The sequence below is a fragment of the Akkermansiaceae bacterium genome (assembly GCA_019634595.1).
Taxonomy (GTDB): domain Bacteria; phylum Verrucomicrobiota; class Verrucomicrobiia; order Verrucomicrobiales; family Akkermansiaceae; genus Luteolibacter.
Window position 1 is genome coordinate 593,115 of the sequence record JAHCBC010000003.1, and the last position, 14,520, is coordinate 607,634.

The window sequence follows — 14,520 nt, forward strand, 5'->3', positions numbered from 1 at the left end:
ATCAGCCTTCATTTTCTTCACTATGATCGGATGCTTCTTCTCCGGATTCTTCCAAGCCGGCTGAAGCCGGCGCTCCGTCATCCCCATCGGGAATAACCAGCGAAACATCCTGGAGCTTCTCGCCGTCCTTCAGGGTGAGCAGCTTCACGCCCTGGGCCACGCGGCCGGTTTCCCGGATCTCACTGACACGGATGCGGATGCTCTGGCCGGAGGAGGTCATGAGCATGAGTTCGTCCTCCGCGGTAACGGTCACGGCACTGACAACCAGACCGGTTTTCTCCGTGACGTTCATGGTCTTCACACCCTTTCCGCCGCGGCGGCGATACGGGTAGCTCTTGAAGTCGGTGCGTTTGCCGAGCCCGTTTTCAGCGGCGACCAGCAGCGTCGAATTCCCGGTGACGATCGCCATGCCGACGACTTCATCATCCTTTCCAAGACGGATGCCGGTGACACCTGCGGTCGCACGGCCCTGCGGGCGGATCTGCGGGGTGCCATCATCCTCTGCCTCCGCGCCTTCGGGTGCGGCGTCGGCATCCGGTGCCTCTTCACCGTCCTCCGTTTCGCCCTGCGGCTTCTTGTAGACGCCTTCCGTGAAGCGGATGCTCAAGCCATTTCTGGTCACCAGGATGATCTCGTCCTCACCGCTGGTGAGCTTCACGCCGATGAGGTCGTTTCCTTCCTCGAGGTTGATGGCGGTCAGACCGGCCTTGCGGTAGTTGCGGAAATCATTGAGCGCGGTCTTCTTCACCTTGCCGTTCCGGGTCGCGAAGAACACGAAGCCAGCTCCCTCACGGAAGGTGATGTCGTTGCCGTCCTCATCCACGGTGCGCTCCAGACGGAGCAGCGCGGTGATCTTTTCCTCCGGCTTCAGATCCAGCACGTTCTTGATGCTGCGGCCGGTGGAGGTCCGGGATCCTTCCGGGAGCTCATACACACGCTCCACATAGACCCGTCCGGTGTTCGTGAAGAACAGGAGGTAGTCGTGCGCCTGGACACTGAAGAGGTGCTCCACGAAGTCGTTCGCCTCGTCCTTTTTCGTGGCCTTGGTCTCCATCCCCTTCAGCCCCTTGCCGCCACGGCCTTGCAGGCGGTATTCGGAGGAAGGCGTGCGCTTGACGTAACCACGGTGGGAAAGCGTGACGATCATCGCGTCATTCGCGATCAGGTCCTCCATCGCCACTTCGCCGGCTTCCGCCACGATCGGGCACTTCCGCGGAGTCGCATACTTTTCCCTGATCGCGCGCAGCTCGTCCTTGATGATGCCGAGCACGCGGACCTCGCGGGCGAGGATGTCCATCAGGTCGGTGATGTCGGCCAGCACGCCGTCGTATTCGCCCTTCACCTTGTCCTGCTCCATGCCGGTGAGCTGGTAGAGGCGCAGCTCGAGGATGGCATTCACCTGACGCTCGCTGAAAACATAGCGGTCACCCTGCACGGATGCCTGCGAGCGGATGAGGATGCCGAGGTTCTCGGCGGTCTTCGTCGGGAAACTGTAGGCGGCCAGACGCTCGCGCGCCTCATCGCGGTTCCGCGACTCACGGATGATCTTGATGAACTCATCGATGTGGCCGAGCGCGAGGAGGAAAGCCTCCAGCAACTCCGCGCGCTCCTCCGCCTTGCCAAGCAGGTAGCGGGTCCGGCGGATGACCACCTCACGGCGGTGCTCGATGTAGGCGTCGATCGCTTCCTTCAGGGAAAGTTGCTTCGGCCGGTTCTGGTGGATCGCCAGCATGTTCACGCTGAACGAAGTCTCCATCGCGGTCAGCTTGAAGAGCTGGTTCACCACCACCTGCGGGCGGGCGTCGCGCTTCAGCTCGATCTCGATCCGCGTTTCCTCATCGGAAAGGTCACGCATGCCGGAGATGCCGGTGAGGATCTTCTCGTTGACGAGTTCCGCGATGCGCTCCTGAAGGGTCGCGCGGTTCACGCCATACGGAACCTCGCGGATGATGATCATGGAACGGCCATTCTCGTTCTCCTCGATCTCCATCTTGCCGCGCATCCGCATGGAGCCGCGTCCGGTGCGGAAGTAGTCCTCGATGCCACGGATGCCGCGGATCTCCGTCGGAACGGCGAAGTCCGGCCCCTTGATATATTGCATCAGGCCCGGCAGGTCGATGTCCGGCTCGTCGATCTGCGCACAGATGGCGTCCACCACCTCACCGAGGTTGTGGGAGGCCAGGTTCGTCGCCATGCCGACGGCGATGCCGGTGCCACCATTGACCAGGAAGTTCGGGAAAGCGGATGGGAGCACGGTCGGCTCCGTCAGGCGTTCGTCGTAGTTGGGGACGAAATCGACGGTCTCCTTGTCGAGGTCGTCCATCATCGCCATGCCCAGATGGGTGAGGCGGGCCTCCGTATAACGCATCGCGGCCGGAGGGTCGCCTTCAACGGAGCCGAAGTTGCCCTGGCCGTCGATCAGCGTGTCCCGCATCGACCACTTCTGGCCCATGTTGACCAGTGTAGGATAGATGACGGATTCACCGTGCGGGTGGTAGTTACCGGAGGTGTCACCGCAGATCTTCGCGCACTTGATGTGCTGCTTGCCCGGAGCGAGGTTCAGCTCCCGCATCGCGAAAAGAATCCGTCGTTGGGATGGCTTGAGGCCGTCGCGCACATCGGGCAGCGCGCGGGAAATGATCACCGACATCGAGTAGTCGAGGAAGGACTTCGAAAGCTCCTCCGCGACGTTGATCGGCTTGATATGGTCGTCAGACATGATTGTTCAATGGTCAGCAGTCAACGGTCAGCGGTGGAATCCGATTTACCGATGGTGCGAATATAGGCATTCAGGCGTTTTTTGAAAATTTCGATACGGTCATACAAGAGTCTGGCGCTTTCACGTTCGATCAAAGCCCGTCTGGCTGCTTTCTCGATCCATGTCTGCGTCTCTTCCGCCGATCCCCGCGAGTAGTAACAAAACTTCTGGTTTTCCTTGTAGTGATAGCGGCCGTATCCCTCGGCAAGATTGGCTGCGATGGAATCGGCCGAACGCGTCACTTGCTTTCCCACGGTATCCTTCGCGAAAAAATCCCACCCTTGGACGACGATCCATACGCTTTCCCCGATCTCCATCGCTTCGCGGTAAATCTCCAGATCGTTCAATGAACTCTTCATCTTCTTCCCTGTTGACTGATGACCATTGACCGATGACTTAAACGTCGAGGTTTCTCACGTTGAGCGCGTTGTCCTCAATGAACCGCTTGCGGGGCTCGACGATGTCGCCCATCAGGACGTCGAACATCTTGTCAGCCTCCACGGCGTTGTCCTCGTCCAGGCGGACGCGGAGGAACTGGCGCTTGCCGGGATCCATGGTGGTTTCGAAAAGCTCCTTGGCGTTCATTTCACCCAGACCCTTGAATCGCTTGATCTGGATGCCTTTCCGTCCGATCTCCAGTACTTTGGAAAGGATCTCAGGCACACTGAAGACAGGGGTGATGTGTTGTTTCTCCCCTTCACCCTCGACGATTTCGTAAAGCGGCTTGTCATCGGCGAAGAACTGGTCGGTTTCGAATCCACGTTCCTTCAAACGGGAGAAGATCCGCTCGATGGCGTTCGACTCGTGGAGTTCCTTCAGCACCGCACGGCGGGATGGCCCCACGTAGGCGGCGATCTCTTCCGGGGTCAGCACCTCATCGAATAGACGAAGATCCCGGTTGTCCGCGGCGAAACTCCGCAGGGAAGCCTCATCGGGGAAGTAGGTCACCTTCTCATCGTTGCCGGTGCGGATGCGCACCATGAACTCCGGCAACTTCCCATTGAGGCGCGCCTCGAGGTAATTGCGGAAATTTCCGCCATTGCCCTCGATGGAGTCCGAGAAACGGAACAGGGAGGAAAGGATTTCGAGAATGTCCTTCAGCTCATCCGCACTATAGCTGTGGCTGCCATCATGGCTGCGCAGGGTCACTTCACCGGCACCCAGATCGATGAGGATCTTGTTGAGCTGGTCGTTGTCCTGCACGTATTCGTGGCGCTTTTTCCGGCTGACGAGGTAAAGCGGCGGCTGCGCGATGTAGAGGTAGCCACGTTTCACCAGGTCCGGCATGTGGCGGCAGAAGAACGTCAGCAGCAGCGTGCGGATGTGGGAGCCATCGACGTCCGCGTCGGTCATGATGATGATCTTGTGGTAGCGGACCTTGGCGATGTTGAACGAGCCTTCCTGCTCGCCATCGCCAATGCCCGCACCGATCGCGGTGATCATCGACTGGATTTCCTTGTTCTGGAGCGCGCGGTGGAGCCGGGCCTTCTCGACGTTGATGAGCTTGCCCCGCAGCGGCAGGATCGCCTGCGTGCGGCGGTCGCGGCCCTGCTTGGCGGAACCACCTGCGGAGTCACCCTCGACAATATAGAGTTCGGACTTCGACGGGTCGCGCTCGGAGCAGTCCGCCAGCTTGCCGGGCAGGCCACCGCCGGAGAGGGCGGACTTGCGGACCGTCTCACGGGCTTTCCGCGCGGCCTCACGGGCGCGGGCGGCGTTCACGGACTTCTCGATCACCTTGCGCGCGAGCGCCGGGTTCTCATCGAAATACTGCATGATGCCTTCATAGACGATGGAGGAAACGACACCCTCGATCTCCGAGTTGACCAGCTTGTCCTTCGTCTGGGAGCTGAAGCGCGGGCTCGGCATCTTCACGGAGATGACGCACACCAGACCTTCCCGCACATCGTCACCGGAGAGCGCGGGATCCTTGTCCTTCAGGATCTTGTTCGCCTTCGCATACTGGTTGATCCCGCGGGTCAGCGCCGTGCGGAAACCGGTGAGGTGGGTACCACCGTCACCGTTCGGGATGGAGTTCGCGAAGCAGAGGATCTGGTCGTTGTAGGAGTCGTTGTACTGGAAAACGATGTCGGCGAAAACGTCGTCGGTCGTTTTCTTGCCATCATAGTCGAGTTCGATCTGGCGCTTGCCATTGAGAACAACCGGCTCGTCGTGGATCACCGTCTTGTTCTCCCCGAGCTGGATCACGAATTCCTCGATGCCCTTGGCGTAGTAGAAGGTTGCCTTCTTGGCCGACTCCGGACGCTCATCCTCAAGCTCGATGATGAGCCCGGGGTTGAGGAAGGCCAGTTCCCGCAGACGGGTGGCGAGGCGATCGAACTTGAACTCGATGGTATCGACGAAAATCGTGGCGTCCGGGAAGAACGTGATCATCGTGCCGGTCTTCGACGGATCGACATCCCCGATGACATGGAGTTGCTGGGTGGTCTTGCCGCGTTCGAAGGCAATGAGGTGGACCTTGCCGTTCCGCATGATCTCCGCCTTGAACCAGTCGGAGAGGGCGTTCACGCACTTCGCGCCCACGCCATGGAGACCACCGGAATATTTGTAGGCACCCTGGCCGAACTTGCCGCCGGCGTGGAGATTCGTCAGCACCAGCTCGACGGCCGGAATGCCGAACTTCGGGTGCATGTCCACCGGGATCCCCCGACCGTTGTCCGCGACGGAAACCGAACCATCGACGTGAATGGCCACCTTGATGACGCTGCAATAACCGGCGAGATGCTCGTCGATGGAGTTGTCGAGAACCTCGAACACACAGTGGTGCAAGCCACGCTCATCCGGATCGCCGATATACATGCCCGGACGCTTCCGGACAGCCTCCAGACCCTCCAATTTATCGATCTGCGCGGCGTCGTATTGCTGCTGCGCTCCGACCTGTGTTTCGGCCTTTTTCGGCTCTTCCGGACTCTCTGACATGGTGCCCGGAAAAGGTCGGAAATTCCCGCCTGCTACACAAGGAACTTCGTCCGATAAACGCACTTTTCAGGACATCCGGATCATACCATCAACTCATTTCAAATCAATGAGATGAAGATGGACCAACCCAACCCCCGCCACCCCCCGCCACCCTGTCGGGAAATCACGGCGGAATTCCTCCTGATTCCGGGGGATTTGCAACCTCTCCGGAAGCCCCGGGCATCCACGGAACAGGGAAATCCAAGCCACTGACCGCAAGGATTCCATGGGCAGATGGAGGCCATTAAATCACTCCTTCCCACGGACCCCTGAATGAAAGCCCTTCCAGTGGGCGCGTCATGCGGACTGGAGACACTCCTGCTGCCATTTCAGGAGAACATCCGCCATCACCACCTCATCGGCCGCGAGACTTTCCAGAACCGCCCTGGGGGCAATGAGCGAACCCTCGATATCCAGCTTCGCCGCAGCGGCTTCCCGGATCTTGAGGAAATGATCCAGCTTCCGGTCAAAGTCCCGGTCCCGCTTGCGCCGTTTGCCTTGCGGGCGCTCCGGATACTCCGGCTCAGGCAACGCGGCGACGGCCGCCAGCGCCTCCTTGAACCTCTTCACCCGGTCACCCCGGAAATGGCCCGGCAAGGTCACTGACTTTCCGCCGGACAGATCGATGCTCCACTCCAGCAACTGCCGGTTCGGCGCCACCATGAATGACGGACGGTCCCATGCCTTCGCTTCCTCATCCCGCCACTGCCAGAGAGCACGCAGGAAAGCAAGGCCGCGGCGCTCCAGCTTTCCGGAACCCTGCACCCGCCATCCCTCTTCCTTCGAGTCATCCCGCTCGAGAACCTTGCGGAGAGCTGCGTCACAACTCTCCTCAAACCATTCCAGCCGTCCTTTTTCCTGAAGCTCCGTCACGATTCGGCGCCCCATTTCCAACAGGTAGCGGACGTCGTTGAGGGCATATTCCACCATCTTCTCCGAAAGAGGACGCTTGCCCCAATCCGCTTTCTGCGAGGATTTGGAGAGTTCGATTCCGAAGTAATGGCTCACCAGATCGCCCAGACCAAACTTGCGGGCACCGAGCAGACGGGCACCGATCTGGGTGTCATAGACTTTCCCCGGCAAACGGCCGAACTGCCGCTTCAGCATGGTCATGTCGTAGTCCGCGCCATGCATCCAGACAATGGAACCGGAAAGGTAGTCGCCCAAGGGATCCAGATCCTTGATCGCCAATGGGTCGATGAGAACGCAGTCCGAATCATCCGCAAACTGGATGAGACAAAGGGACTCACGGTATCGGTGAAGGCTGTCCGCCTCCGTATCAATCGCGCAAACCGGGGGATTTTGGCCGCCGGAGTGCCCGGCAAGGTAAGCGGAAAGCTCTTCTGTATTATCAATCAAGCTCGCAGACATGGAAAACTTCGCAACAGGCGGATCCGTCCCCGCGAACTTAGATGCGGGGAACCGGCCCCCTCGGACCGGATCCCCGGAACAATCAACCCGGATCGTTGTATTTCACGCGGAAATAACGCTGGTCGGTAAGCTCGGGGGTACGGCTGATGATTCGGATGCGCGGCTCTTCGCGGATGTCTTCGATGATCCAGTGCGGGTCATCCTTGGGAACCGGAGCCCAGTTGGTCAGATCGGTGCTGGATTCCACCACCACGCTCACAGCCGATGGCAGATTCGCCCGGCGGTCGATGGACATGTGCCAGTAGCCAGGGACGGTCTGTCCGGAGCGGCGGGTGGAAGCAGGCACATAGGCGAGCTGGCTCAGCGATGCGGGAGCGTTCGCCGTGTAAGGATCCGTTCCGGAAAGCCATTCCAACCAGTTGGAGACACCATCGCCATCCGGGTCCGCATCCTTGGCCATCATGGCCGCTGGCGTATCCTTCGGGAAGGCCGCCGCCATCGCACCCGGGAATCCGGCAACGAAGGTGATTGGAAGCTGGAAATTGCGGATGCTGGCCACCGACAGACCGATGCGCGGATCCCGCTCAAGGGTCAGCTCCAACACGGTGGTTTGCCCCAAAGTGAAAAATCCTGCCGGGAGATTGTAAGTGTTCTGCACCGGGGAAGTGAGGCGGATTCTGACGCCAGGCCATGGCGGAAACCCTCCGCCACCGGGAGTGGAGGGCGGGAAATCGTAAATGGGCAGCAAAGGACCATCCGGATCCGGAATGGGCACCCCCCCGGTATCGATCCGCCGGAAGCCTATGTAAAGGCGATCCCCGCTGCTGACCCCCCCTTGATCCAATCCCTCCCAACGGAACTGGCTGATGACATTCAGGTCATACTCCGCAAAGCCACTAGGAGAGAATGGTCCGACATTGACAAACCGGAATCCCCCGCGGATCGGCTTTTCCACGTAACCCTCGACCGTCGCCCGGACCGGGAAGTTCAGGTAAAGCGGAAAGTTCGGCCGGTTGAGCGTCGGGAACCTGAATTGATAGATGCCGGGAGTGATCTCCCGCTCCATCCGGCTGCGCTCACCGGGGCCATAATTCCTGAGGAATTCGTAACCCGGCTCAAATCCGGTGCCAAGCCCAACACCCGCGAGGCGATACTCCCGCACATCTCCCGTCACGGAGCGCAAATTATAGAAAACCGAGGTTGACGTGCTCCGGATACCCAAGCCGTTCATCGGGAAGTCATAGGATGGCCTGGCGTAAAGGGAGACCAGATCGTGACGACCCGGCTCCACCGTCGTGGCTTCCTCAACCCCCACAAGTTCGAAAAAGTAAGGAGCCGGAGCACCGGTTCCCTCGAACAAGACCGCGTTGGACCCGATGTTGCAACCAAGGAGGGTGTTGATATTGAACATGCCGGGCGAACTGTTCAACGCGCATCCCGTCTGGGTGACGGTTCCGTCAATGACATACAAGTTGCCGACGCCACCACGGAAAACGGGGACTCCGGATCGATTCTGGCGGTACTCCTTTTCGATCCGGAAGGCAGCCCGGAAGAAGGCGTCCGCAGGCAGCATGGCCGCGGCAAGGGTGAGAGTTGTGAATGAGAGGGTTTTTAAGTTCACGGTCAAAAGATGGAAAAGAGTCTTGTGGGTGACAAGCGGAATTTGAAAAATTGGCAAAGTATTTACATGATCGGGTCAATTCACCGCAATTTAGACCACTTTGAAACTACGCGCGGCCTCCGGAGAGAGCTCCACCCACTGCCATGGGAGGCCGTGGATGTTGAGATCCGCCATGAAAGGATCCGGATCGTATTGCTCCATGTTCCAGACCCCCGGATGCTGCCATTTTCCTTCCAGAACCTGCTTGGCGCCAATCATCGCCGGGACTCCGGTGGTGTAGGAAATCGCCTGTGACCCCACCTCCGCGAAGCACGCTTCGTGATCGCAGATATTGTAGATGTAGATCGCCTTGGGTTGGCCATCTTTGACGCCGGTGATCACATTACCAATACAGGTCTTTCCTTTGGTCGTCTGCCCGAGGTCACCGGGATTCGGAAGAACCGCCTTGAGGAACTGCAGCGGGATGATCTCCACGCCTTGATAAACCACCGGGTCGATGCGGGTCATGCCGACGTTCTGGAGCACTTCCAGGTGCTTCAGGTAGTTCGGGGAAAAAGACATCCAGAACTGGGCGCGCTTGATGGTGGGGATGTGCTTCACCAGGGACTCCAGTTCCTCGTGGTACATGCGGTAGATTTCGTAGGTGCCCACGCCATCCGGGCAGGTGAACGGCTGGTGGAGGGACATGGCGGGTGTTTCGACGAAGCCTCCTTCCTCAAAGTGACGGCAGGGCGCGGTGACCTCACGGATGTTGATTTCCGGGTTGAAGTTGGTGGCGAAGGCCTTGCCATGGTTGCCGCCGTTCACGTCGATGATGTCCAGCGTGTGGATCTCATCGAAGTGGTGCTTGAGCGCCCAGGCGGTGAAGACGTTGGTGACACCGGGATCAAAGCCGGAGCCGAGAAGCGCGGAAAGACCGGCGGCCACGAACTTCTCATGGTAGGCCCACTGCCAGGAATATTCGAACTTCGCGACGTCCTTCGGCTCATAGTTCGCGGTGTCCAGGTAATCGACCCCCGCATCCAGGCAGGCATCCATGATGGAAAGATCCTGATAGGGCAGAGCCACGTTGATGACCAGCTTCGCGCCGGTTTTCCGGATCAGGGCGGCGGTCTGGACCGGATCATCCGCATCAATGGCGGCGGTGGCGATCTCCCGGCCGGTGCGGCGCTTCACCTCCGCGGCGATGGCATCGCATTTCGACACCGTGCGGGACGCCAGGGTGATCTCACCGAACACCTCCGGCACCATGGCACATTTGTGGGCGACGACACTGCCGACTCCGCCGGCTCCGATGATCAGGACTTTGTTCATGATGACGAGCGACAAGGGGTGGGGAAATCTCCCGCTTCTGGCAAGAAATTCCCCGTGACGATGCCCCCGAATTCCAAAATTTTCCCGACAACTTTTCAGTCGCCCGGCGTTTTCATCTTTGAAAGCATCCGCTCCACAACTCTCCGACCATTGATGAAAATCCAACGTCCATCCCTCCGTCACCGCCTTGCCACCGGCTTCACCCTTCTCGAAATGGTCATCGTGCTCGGCATCATCGCCATTCTGCTCGGCGGATCGATCGCCCTGATCGGCGGCGTGGGTGATGGCGCGAAGCTCCAGCGGGTCCGCGCCGACTTCCAGAGCGTGGGTTCCGCCCTGAATACCTACCGCGTCAACGCCGGGCGCTATCCGACCACCCAGCAAGGCCTGGCCGCGCTGGTGGACAAACCGACCTCCACGCCGGTGCCCCGCGACTGGGTCCGGATTTCCAAGAAAATCCCCGTCGATCCGTGGCAGAACCCCTACGGGTATAAGTTCCCCGGCAGCAAGGATCCCAGCGAGTTCGAGCTGATCAGCAACGGACCTGACGGCATTCCAAATACTCCCGATGATCTCAGCAGTCAGGATCCGGAATGATCTGAAACGGGGGTTCACCCTCATTGAGATCGTCCTGGTTCTCGGCCTCGCGGCCCTGATCGCGGGCGGAGCCGTCACCTACATGGTCTATTCGTCGGATGAGCGCGTACTGCGCAACACCTCCGGCGAGATCGAGCTGATGGCGAAGCGCGCGCGGACCATGGCCATCCTCCAGCAAACGCCCTACGCCCTCGAGTTCCGCAAGGAACGCGTGCGCCTCCTGCCACTGGCGGAGGCGGGCGGCATCGAACGGAAGACCGGCCTCGGCAACGAAATCGGCGGACGGACCGTCGAGTTCGAGGATCCGGACAAAATCGCGCCGGTCAGGGAGGAGTTCGCCCTTCCGGATGACATGGAGGTTTCCATCCTCCGCTGGAACACCACCGCGTGGATCCCGCTGGTCCGGGATGTGATCCAGATCTGGCGCTTCGATCCGGATGGCCTGTGCGAGCCGGTCACCGTCCGCTATGCCATCGAAAAGGGCGTGGCCGAAAGCACCTTCCACCCGCTCACCGCCACGGTCAGCGATTTCCTCCTCGAAGCCCGATGAAACTCCAGGCCCGGACAACCCACCGCCGTGGTTTTCTCCTGCTGGAGATCATCCTCGCCCTGCTGGTGTTCGGCATCGCCGCCACCGGCTTCGCGGTCGCCATCAACCAGACGGCGAAGGCGGCGGAAACCGCCCGGCAGGGGCTCCGCATCACCCGCATCCTGGAAAGCGCGCTGGATGAGGCCTTGTCCATGCCCACCCTGGAGGAAGGGGTGACCAGCGTGAAGGTCCCCGGCACCGACATCGAGATCGACACCACCGTCGAGCTGCTCAAGGAGATCCAGAACCAGGACGGGCAGTTCCTGCAGGAAATGTACCGGGTGAACGTCACCGCCCATTGGTTCGCGGACAACGCATGGCAGCAACGCTCCGCGGAAACGTGGCGGTATGGAAGGATGTACCAGCCGTGAGAATGCGCCGCACCATTTCCCGGAAGCAGGGTTTCACGTTGCTGGAACTGGTGATCTCCATCGCGATGAGCGCGCTGCTCATCGGCATGGTGGTGCAGACGGCGAACACCTCCCTGCAACTCGGCAACTCGGTGGTGAAAAGCCAGAACGAGGAAATGCTCCGGCAGTCGTTCATCGAGCTGCTGGACCGCAGGCTCACCTCCCTGCCCGGCAACACCCGCTTTGACGTGAAGGTGACGGACAACGGCACCCAGTATGAATCCACCATCACCCTGCAGAAGGTGCCCCTCAGCTTCGCCTGGGGAAACCAGGAACGGGTGGCGAAGGCGGTGACCCTCAGCACCGTCCGCACCCGCAGCGGATTCTTTGACATCGTCCTCAGCTACTATGAGAACGAGATCCTGGAGGACACCAGCGCCACCAGAACCAGCGGCTCCGTCGCGCTGTCAAAGGAGCCTTTCGCCCAGATCGTCCTGCTTTCCAACCTCCGCTACTTCGAGTGGCGCTTCCTCGACGGCACGAACCTGGAGTGGCGCTACGACTGGGACCTGCAGGGCCGCCTGCCGCTGCAGATCGAACTCTGCTTCGCCTTCGGTGCCACCGGTGAGGAGATCCGCCAGATCTTTTGGCTGCCACCGAAACAAAACCCGGAGATCCTCGCCCGGGAAATGATGCAGAACTCCGGCGGCGGGACCATCATCACTCCGGGCCCCGGCCCGAATCCGGGCCCTGACCCAAATCCGTCTCCCACCGAATGACCCGCCGCCGCAGACATCCCCGTGGCGCGTCATTGCTGGCCGTCATCCTGCTCATCGCCATCCTCGCCATGGCGACCATGACCACCTTGCGGGTCGTGTCTTTCGACATGGAGATCGCCACGGCGAAGATCCACGGCTCCCGCGCCAAACAGGTCGCGGAGATGGGAATCGCCATCGGCTCGAATCCTTCGGTGAAACGGAGCGATCCCCTGCTCCACTACTTCAACGAGGAGACGGGGGAACGGTACGATGTGCGCATCATTTCCGAAGGGGGCCGGTTCAACATCAACTCCATCGTCCTGCGGGATGACAAGCCCCTGCTGCGGTCGATCTTCATCGACTGGGGGCTGGATCTGGACACTGCGGGAGCCATCGCGGACGCCTTCGGGGACTGGGTGGATGCGGATGACAACGCGGCGCTCAACGGAGCGGAAAAGGAATGGTACGAAAGCCAGGGCCGGATCAACCAGCCGTTCAACCGCCCGTTCTACAACCTGGATGAAGTCCGCCTGGTGCGCGGAATGGAACTGGTGGAGGCCGTCCGTCCGGACTGGCGGGACTGGTTCACCATTTACTCCGGCGGCGGGCTGGATGTGAATGACGCGGAGGCGGAACTCATCGCGGCGGCGGCGGAGGTCAACGTGGACCAGGCGAAGACCATCGTCGAGACGGTGCGTGGCCCGGACGGCATCCGGGACACGGATGATGACGTCCCTTTCCAGAACCCGCAGGCGGCGCTCCAGCTTTTGGGCATCGACGGCGAAAGCAGGCCCGATATACTCGCGCGCTTCAGCGCCAATGACTCGACCGTCCGCATCGAAAGCACCGGCTCCGCCGACGGCGCGCGCCGGCGCGTGAACGCCATCCTCCGCAACCGCTCCGGAAGACCCGCCCTGTTAGAAAAATCCGTAGAAATCCTGCCCAGTGAGTAAGGCCGCCGAAACCACCCTCATCGTCCCCGGAGAAGCCGGTTGGGAAATCTGGACCGGCACCGCCGCCGGATTCACCCTCAAGGAAGCAACCGACATCCAGTTCCCGGGAGACATCCCCGACCTGCCCGGCACGGATCTCATCCAGCTTTTCCCGGTCAAATCCGTGACCGCCATCCCCATGAAGGTCACCAGCGACGATGAAGCGCTGTTTCCCGACCTGGCCCTGCTCCACGCGGAACGCCTGGGCATCCGCCCTGACCCCATGGCCGGGCAGCTCACCGACCTGTTCGTGATCGGGAGGGAGCCGGAAGGCACCGCACTGCTCTCCGTTTTCCTGCGCTCTCCCGGTGAAGGGGAAATCCCGGCTCGCACGCCGAAGGAGTTCGATCTTTCGGCTCGGGCGTTCCCACTTGCCGGAGACAGCCTGGCGGTGTGGAAGGAACTGGGACGATGGGTTTTCTCCCTCTCCTCCGGAGGGAACACCGCCTACTGCCAGGCCACCTCCATCTCCACCCACGCGCCGGACCAGGCACTGGCCCGCGAGATCCGCCTGGCCCTCATCCAGCTCTCCATCCAAGGCATCGACATCCGGCCGTCGAAGATCTTCGTCTGGACCTCCGACAGCGAAACCTCCGCCTCGGCGCTCATCGGGGAGTTCCGGGCGACGGCGGAGGTCGCGCCCCGCCCCGCGCCCGTGCTGCCCGCCATCCGCAGCAAGCTGCTGCCGGCGGACGTCCGCGCCGCGCGGAAGGCGGCGGAGAAAAAACGCAACATCACTCTGGCCGTGGCAGCGGTGGTGCTGGCCTACCTGGGCGTCATCGGCTGGTTCGGCTACGGAGTCTGGAAGGACGTCTCCCGCACGAAATCCCTCCGCGCACAGGCGGAGGAGGCCGCCCCGGATGCGGCGGCCTTCACCATCCACAGCCAGAAATGGGACGAACTGGCGCTGACCCGGGAAGAAAATTCCCCGGTGGAGCTTCTCCTCCACATCGCCAACAGCATCCCGCCGAACACCGGCCTCCGGCTCCGCACCGCCGAGATTTCCGCCGCGGAGGTGAAGCTCATCGGGGAAGCCACCCAGCCCGGTCCCATCAACCAGTTCAGCCTCAACCTGACGAAGAAAAACGAGCTGATCCGCTTCGACTGGCAGAGACCCTCCCCGCAGCAATCGACCCGCGGCTGGGAGTTCACCTACAACGCAGTCCTCCGCTGAACCGACAAAAATTCCGC

General features: G+C 60.9%; 12 protein-coding genes. 6 read left to right on the forward strand and 6 right to left on the reverse strand.

What is annotated here, in order from left to right; translation table 11 throughout:
• Position 1: 1 nt before the first annotated feature.
• From gyrA to KF712_13255, 6 genes are all read right to left on the reverse strand, one after another.
• Positions 2-2,719 (reverse strand): DNA gyrase subunit A, encoded by a 2,718-nt coding sequence (gyrA, locus tag KF712_13230; GenBank protein ID MBX3741952.1) that lies wholly within the window; start codon positions 2,717-2,719, stop codon positions 2-4.
• Positions 2,720-2,739: 20 nt separating this feature from the next.
• Positions 2,740-3,117 carry a four helix bundle protein gene (locus tag KF712_13235; GenBank protein MBX3741953.1) on the reverse strand — a complete coding sequence of 126 codons (378 nt, stop codon included), beginning with the start codon at positions 3,115-3,117 and terminating at the stop codon, positions 2,740-2,742.
• Positions 3,118-3,154: 37 nt separating this feature from the next.
• Positions 3,155-5,698 (reverse strand): DNA topoisomerase (ATP-hydrolyzing) subunit B, encoded by a 2,544-nt coding sequence (gyrB, locus tag KF712_13240; protein MBX3741954.1) that lies wholly within the window; start codon positions 5,696-5,698, stop codon positions 3,155-3,157.
• 336 nt (positions 5,699-6,034) lie between these two features.
• Positions 6,035-7,108 (reverse strand): HRDC domain-containing protein, encoded by a 1,074-nt coding sequence (locus tag KF712_13245; protein ID MBX3741955.1) that lies wholly within the window; start codon positions 7,106-7,108, stop codon positions 6,035-6,037.
• A gap of 82 nt (positions 7,109-7,190) precedes the next feature.
• Positions 7,191-8,729 (reverse strand): hypothetical protein, encoded by a 1,539-nt coding sequence (locus KF712_13250; protein ID MBX3741956.1) that lies wholly within the window; start codon positions 8,727-8,729, stop codon positions 7,191-7,193.
• A gap of 90 nt (positions 8,730-8,819) precedes the next feature.
• Complete coding sequence (locus KF712_13255; GenBank protein MBX3741957.1) at positions 8,820-10,043, reverse strand: saccharopine dehydrogenase family protein; 1,224 nt, start codon at positions 10,041-10,043, stop codon at positions 8,820-8,822.
• Positions 10,044-10,196: 153 nt separating this feature from the next.
• Between KF712_13255 and gspG the strand changes: the two genes are divergently transcribed.
• From gspG to KF712_13285, 6 genes are read left to right on the forward strand one after another with little or no spacing between them, the layout of a single operon-like run.
• Positions 10,197-10,640: a type II secretion system major pseudopilin GspG gene (gene gspG / locus KF712_13260; protein MBX3741958.1), complete on the forward strand. Its 444-nt coding sequence runs from the start codon at positions 10,197-10,199 to the stop codon at positions 10,638-10,640.
• Positions 10,612-11,190, forward strand: coding sequence for a prepilin-type N-terminal cleavage/methylation domain-containing protein (locus KF712_13265; GenBank protein ID MBX3741959.1), 579 nt, complete (start codon positions 10,612-10,614; stop codon positions 11,188-11,190). Before gspG ends, KF712_13265 begins: the two co-directional genes overlap by 29 nt.
• A complete protein-coding gene (locus KF712_13270) occupies positions 11,187-11,600 on the forward strand; it encodes a hypothetical protein (protein ID MBX3741960.1) in 414 nt (137 codons plus the stop codon). Before KF712_13265 ends, KF712_13270 begins: the two co-directional genes overlap by 4 nt.
• Complete coding sequence (locus tag KF712_13275) at positions 11,597-12,358, forward strand: prepilin-type N-terminal cleavage/methylation domain-containing protein (GenBank protein MBX3741961.1); 762 nt, start codon at positions 11,597-11,599, stop codon at positions 12,356-12,358. The genes KF712_13270 and KF712_13275 overlap by 4 nt, the downstream gene beginning before the upstream one ends.
• Complete coding sequence (locus KF712_13280; protein ID MBX3741962.1) at positions 12,355-13,290, forward strand: general secretion pathway protein GspK; 936 nt, start codon at positions 12,355-12,357, stop codon at positions 13,288-13,290. Before KF712_13275 ends, KF712_13280 begins: the two co-directional genes overlap by 4 nt.
• On the forward strand, positions 13,283-14,503 hold the full coding sequence (locus tag KF712_13285) for a hypothetical protein (GenBank protein ID MBX3741963.1): 1,221 nt from the start codon (positions 13,283-13,285) through the stop codon (positions 14,501-14,503). The genes KF712_13280 and KF712_13285 overlap by 8 nt, the downstream gene beginning before the upstream one ends.
• Positions 14,504-14,520 lie beyond the last annotated feature (17 nt).

Coding starts and splice junctions, on each gene's coding strand:
- gyrA (MBX3741952.1), bottom strand. CDS start 2,719: ATGTCTGACGACCATATCAAGCCGATCAACGTCGCGGAGGAGCTTTCG.
- KF712_13235 (MBX3741953.1), bottom strand. CDS start 3,117: ATGAAGAGTTCATTGAACGATCTGGAGATTTACCGCGAAGCGATGGAG.
- gyrB (MBX3741954.1), bottom strand. CDS start 5,698: ATGTCAGAGAGTCCGGAAGAGCCGAAAAAGGCCGAAACACAGGTCGGA.
- KF712_13245 (MBX3741955.1), bottom strand. CDS start 7,108: ATGTCTGCGAGCTTGATTGATAATACAGAAGAGCTTTCCGCTTACCTT.
- KF712_13255 (MBX3741957.1), bottom strand. CDS start 10,043: ATGAACAAAGTCCTGATCATCGGAGCCGGCGGAGTCGGCAGTGTCGTC.
- gspG (MBX3741958.1), top strand. CDS start 10,197: ATGAAAATCCAACGTCCATCCCTCCGTCACCGCCTTGCCACCGGCTTC.
- KF712_13265 (MBX3741959.1), top strand. CDS start 10,612: ATGATCTCAGCAGTCAGGATCCGGAATGATCTGAAACGGGGGTTCACC.
- KF712_13270 (MBX3741960.1), top strand. CDS start 11,187: ATGAAACTCCAGGCCCGGACAACCCACCGCCGTGGTTTTCTCCTGCTG.
- KF712_13280 (MBX3741962.1), top strand. CDS start 12,355: ATGACCCGCCGCCGCAGACATCCCCGTGGCGCGTCATTGCTGGCCGTC.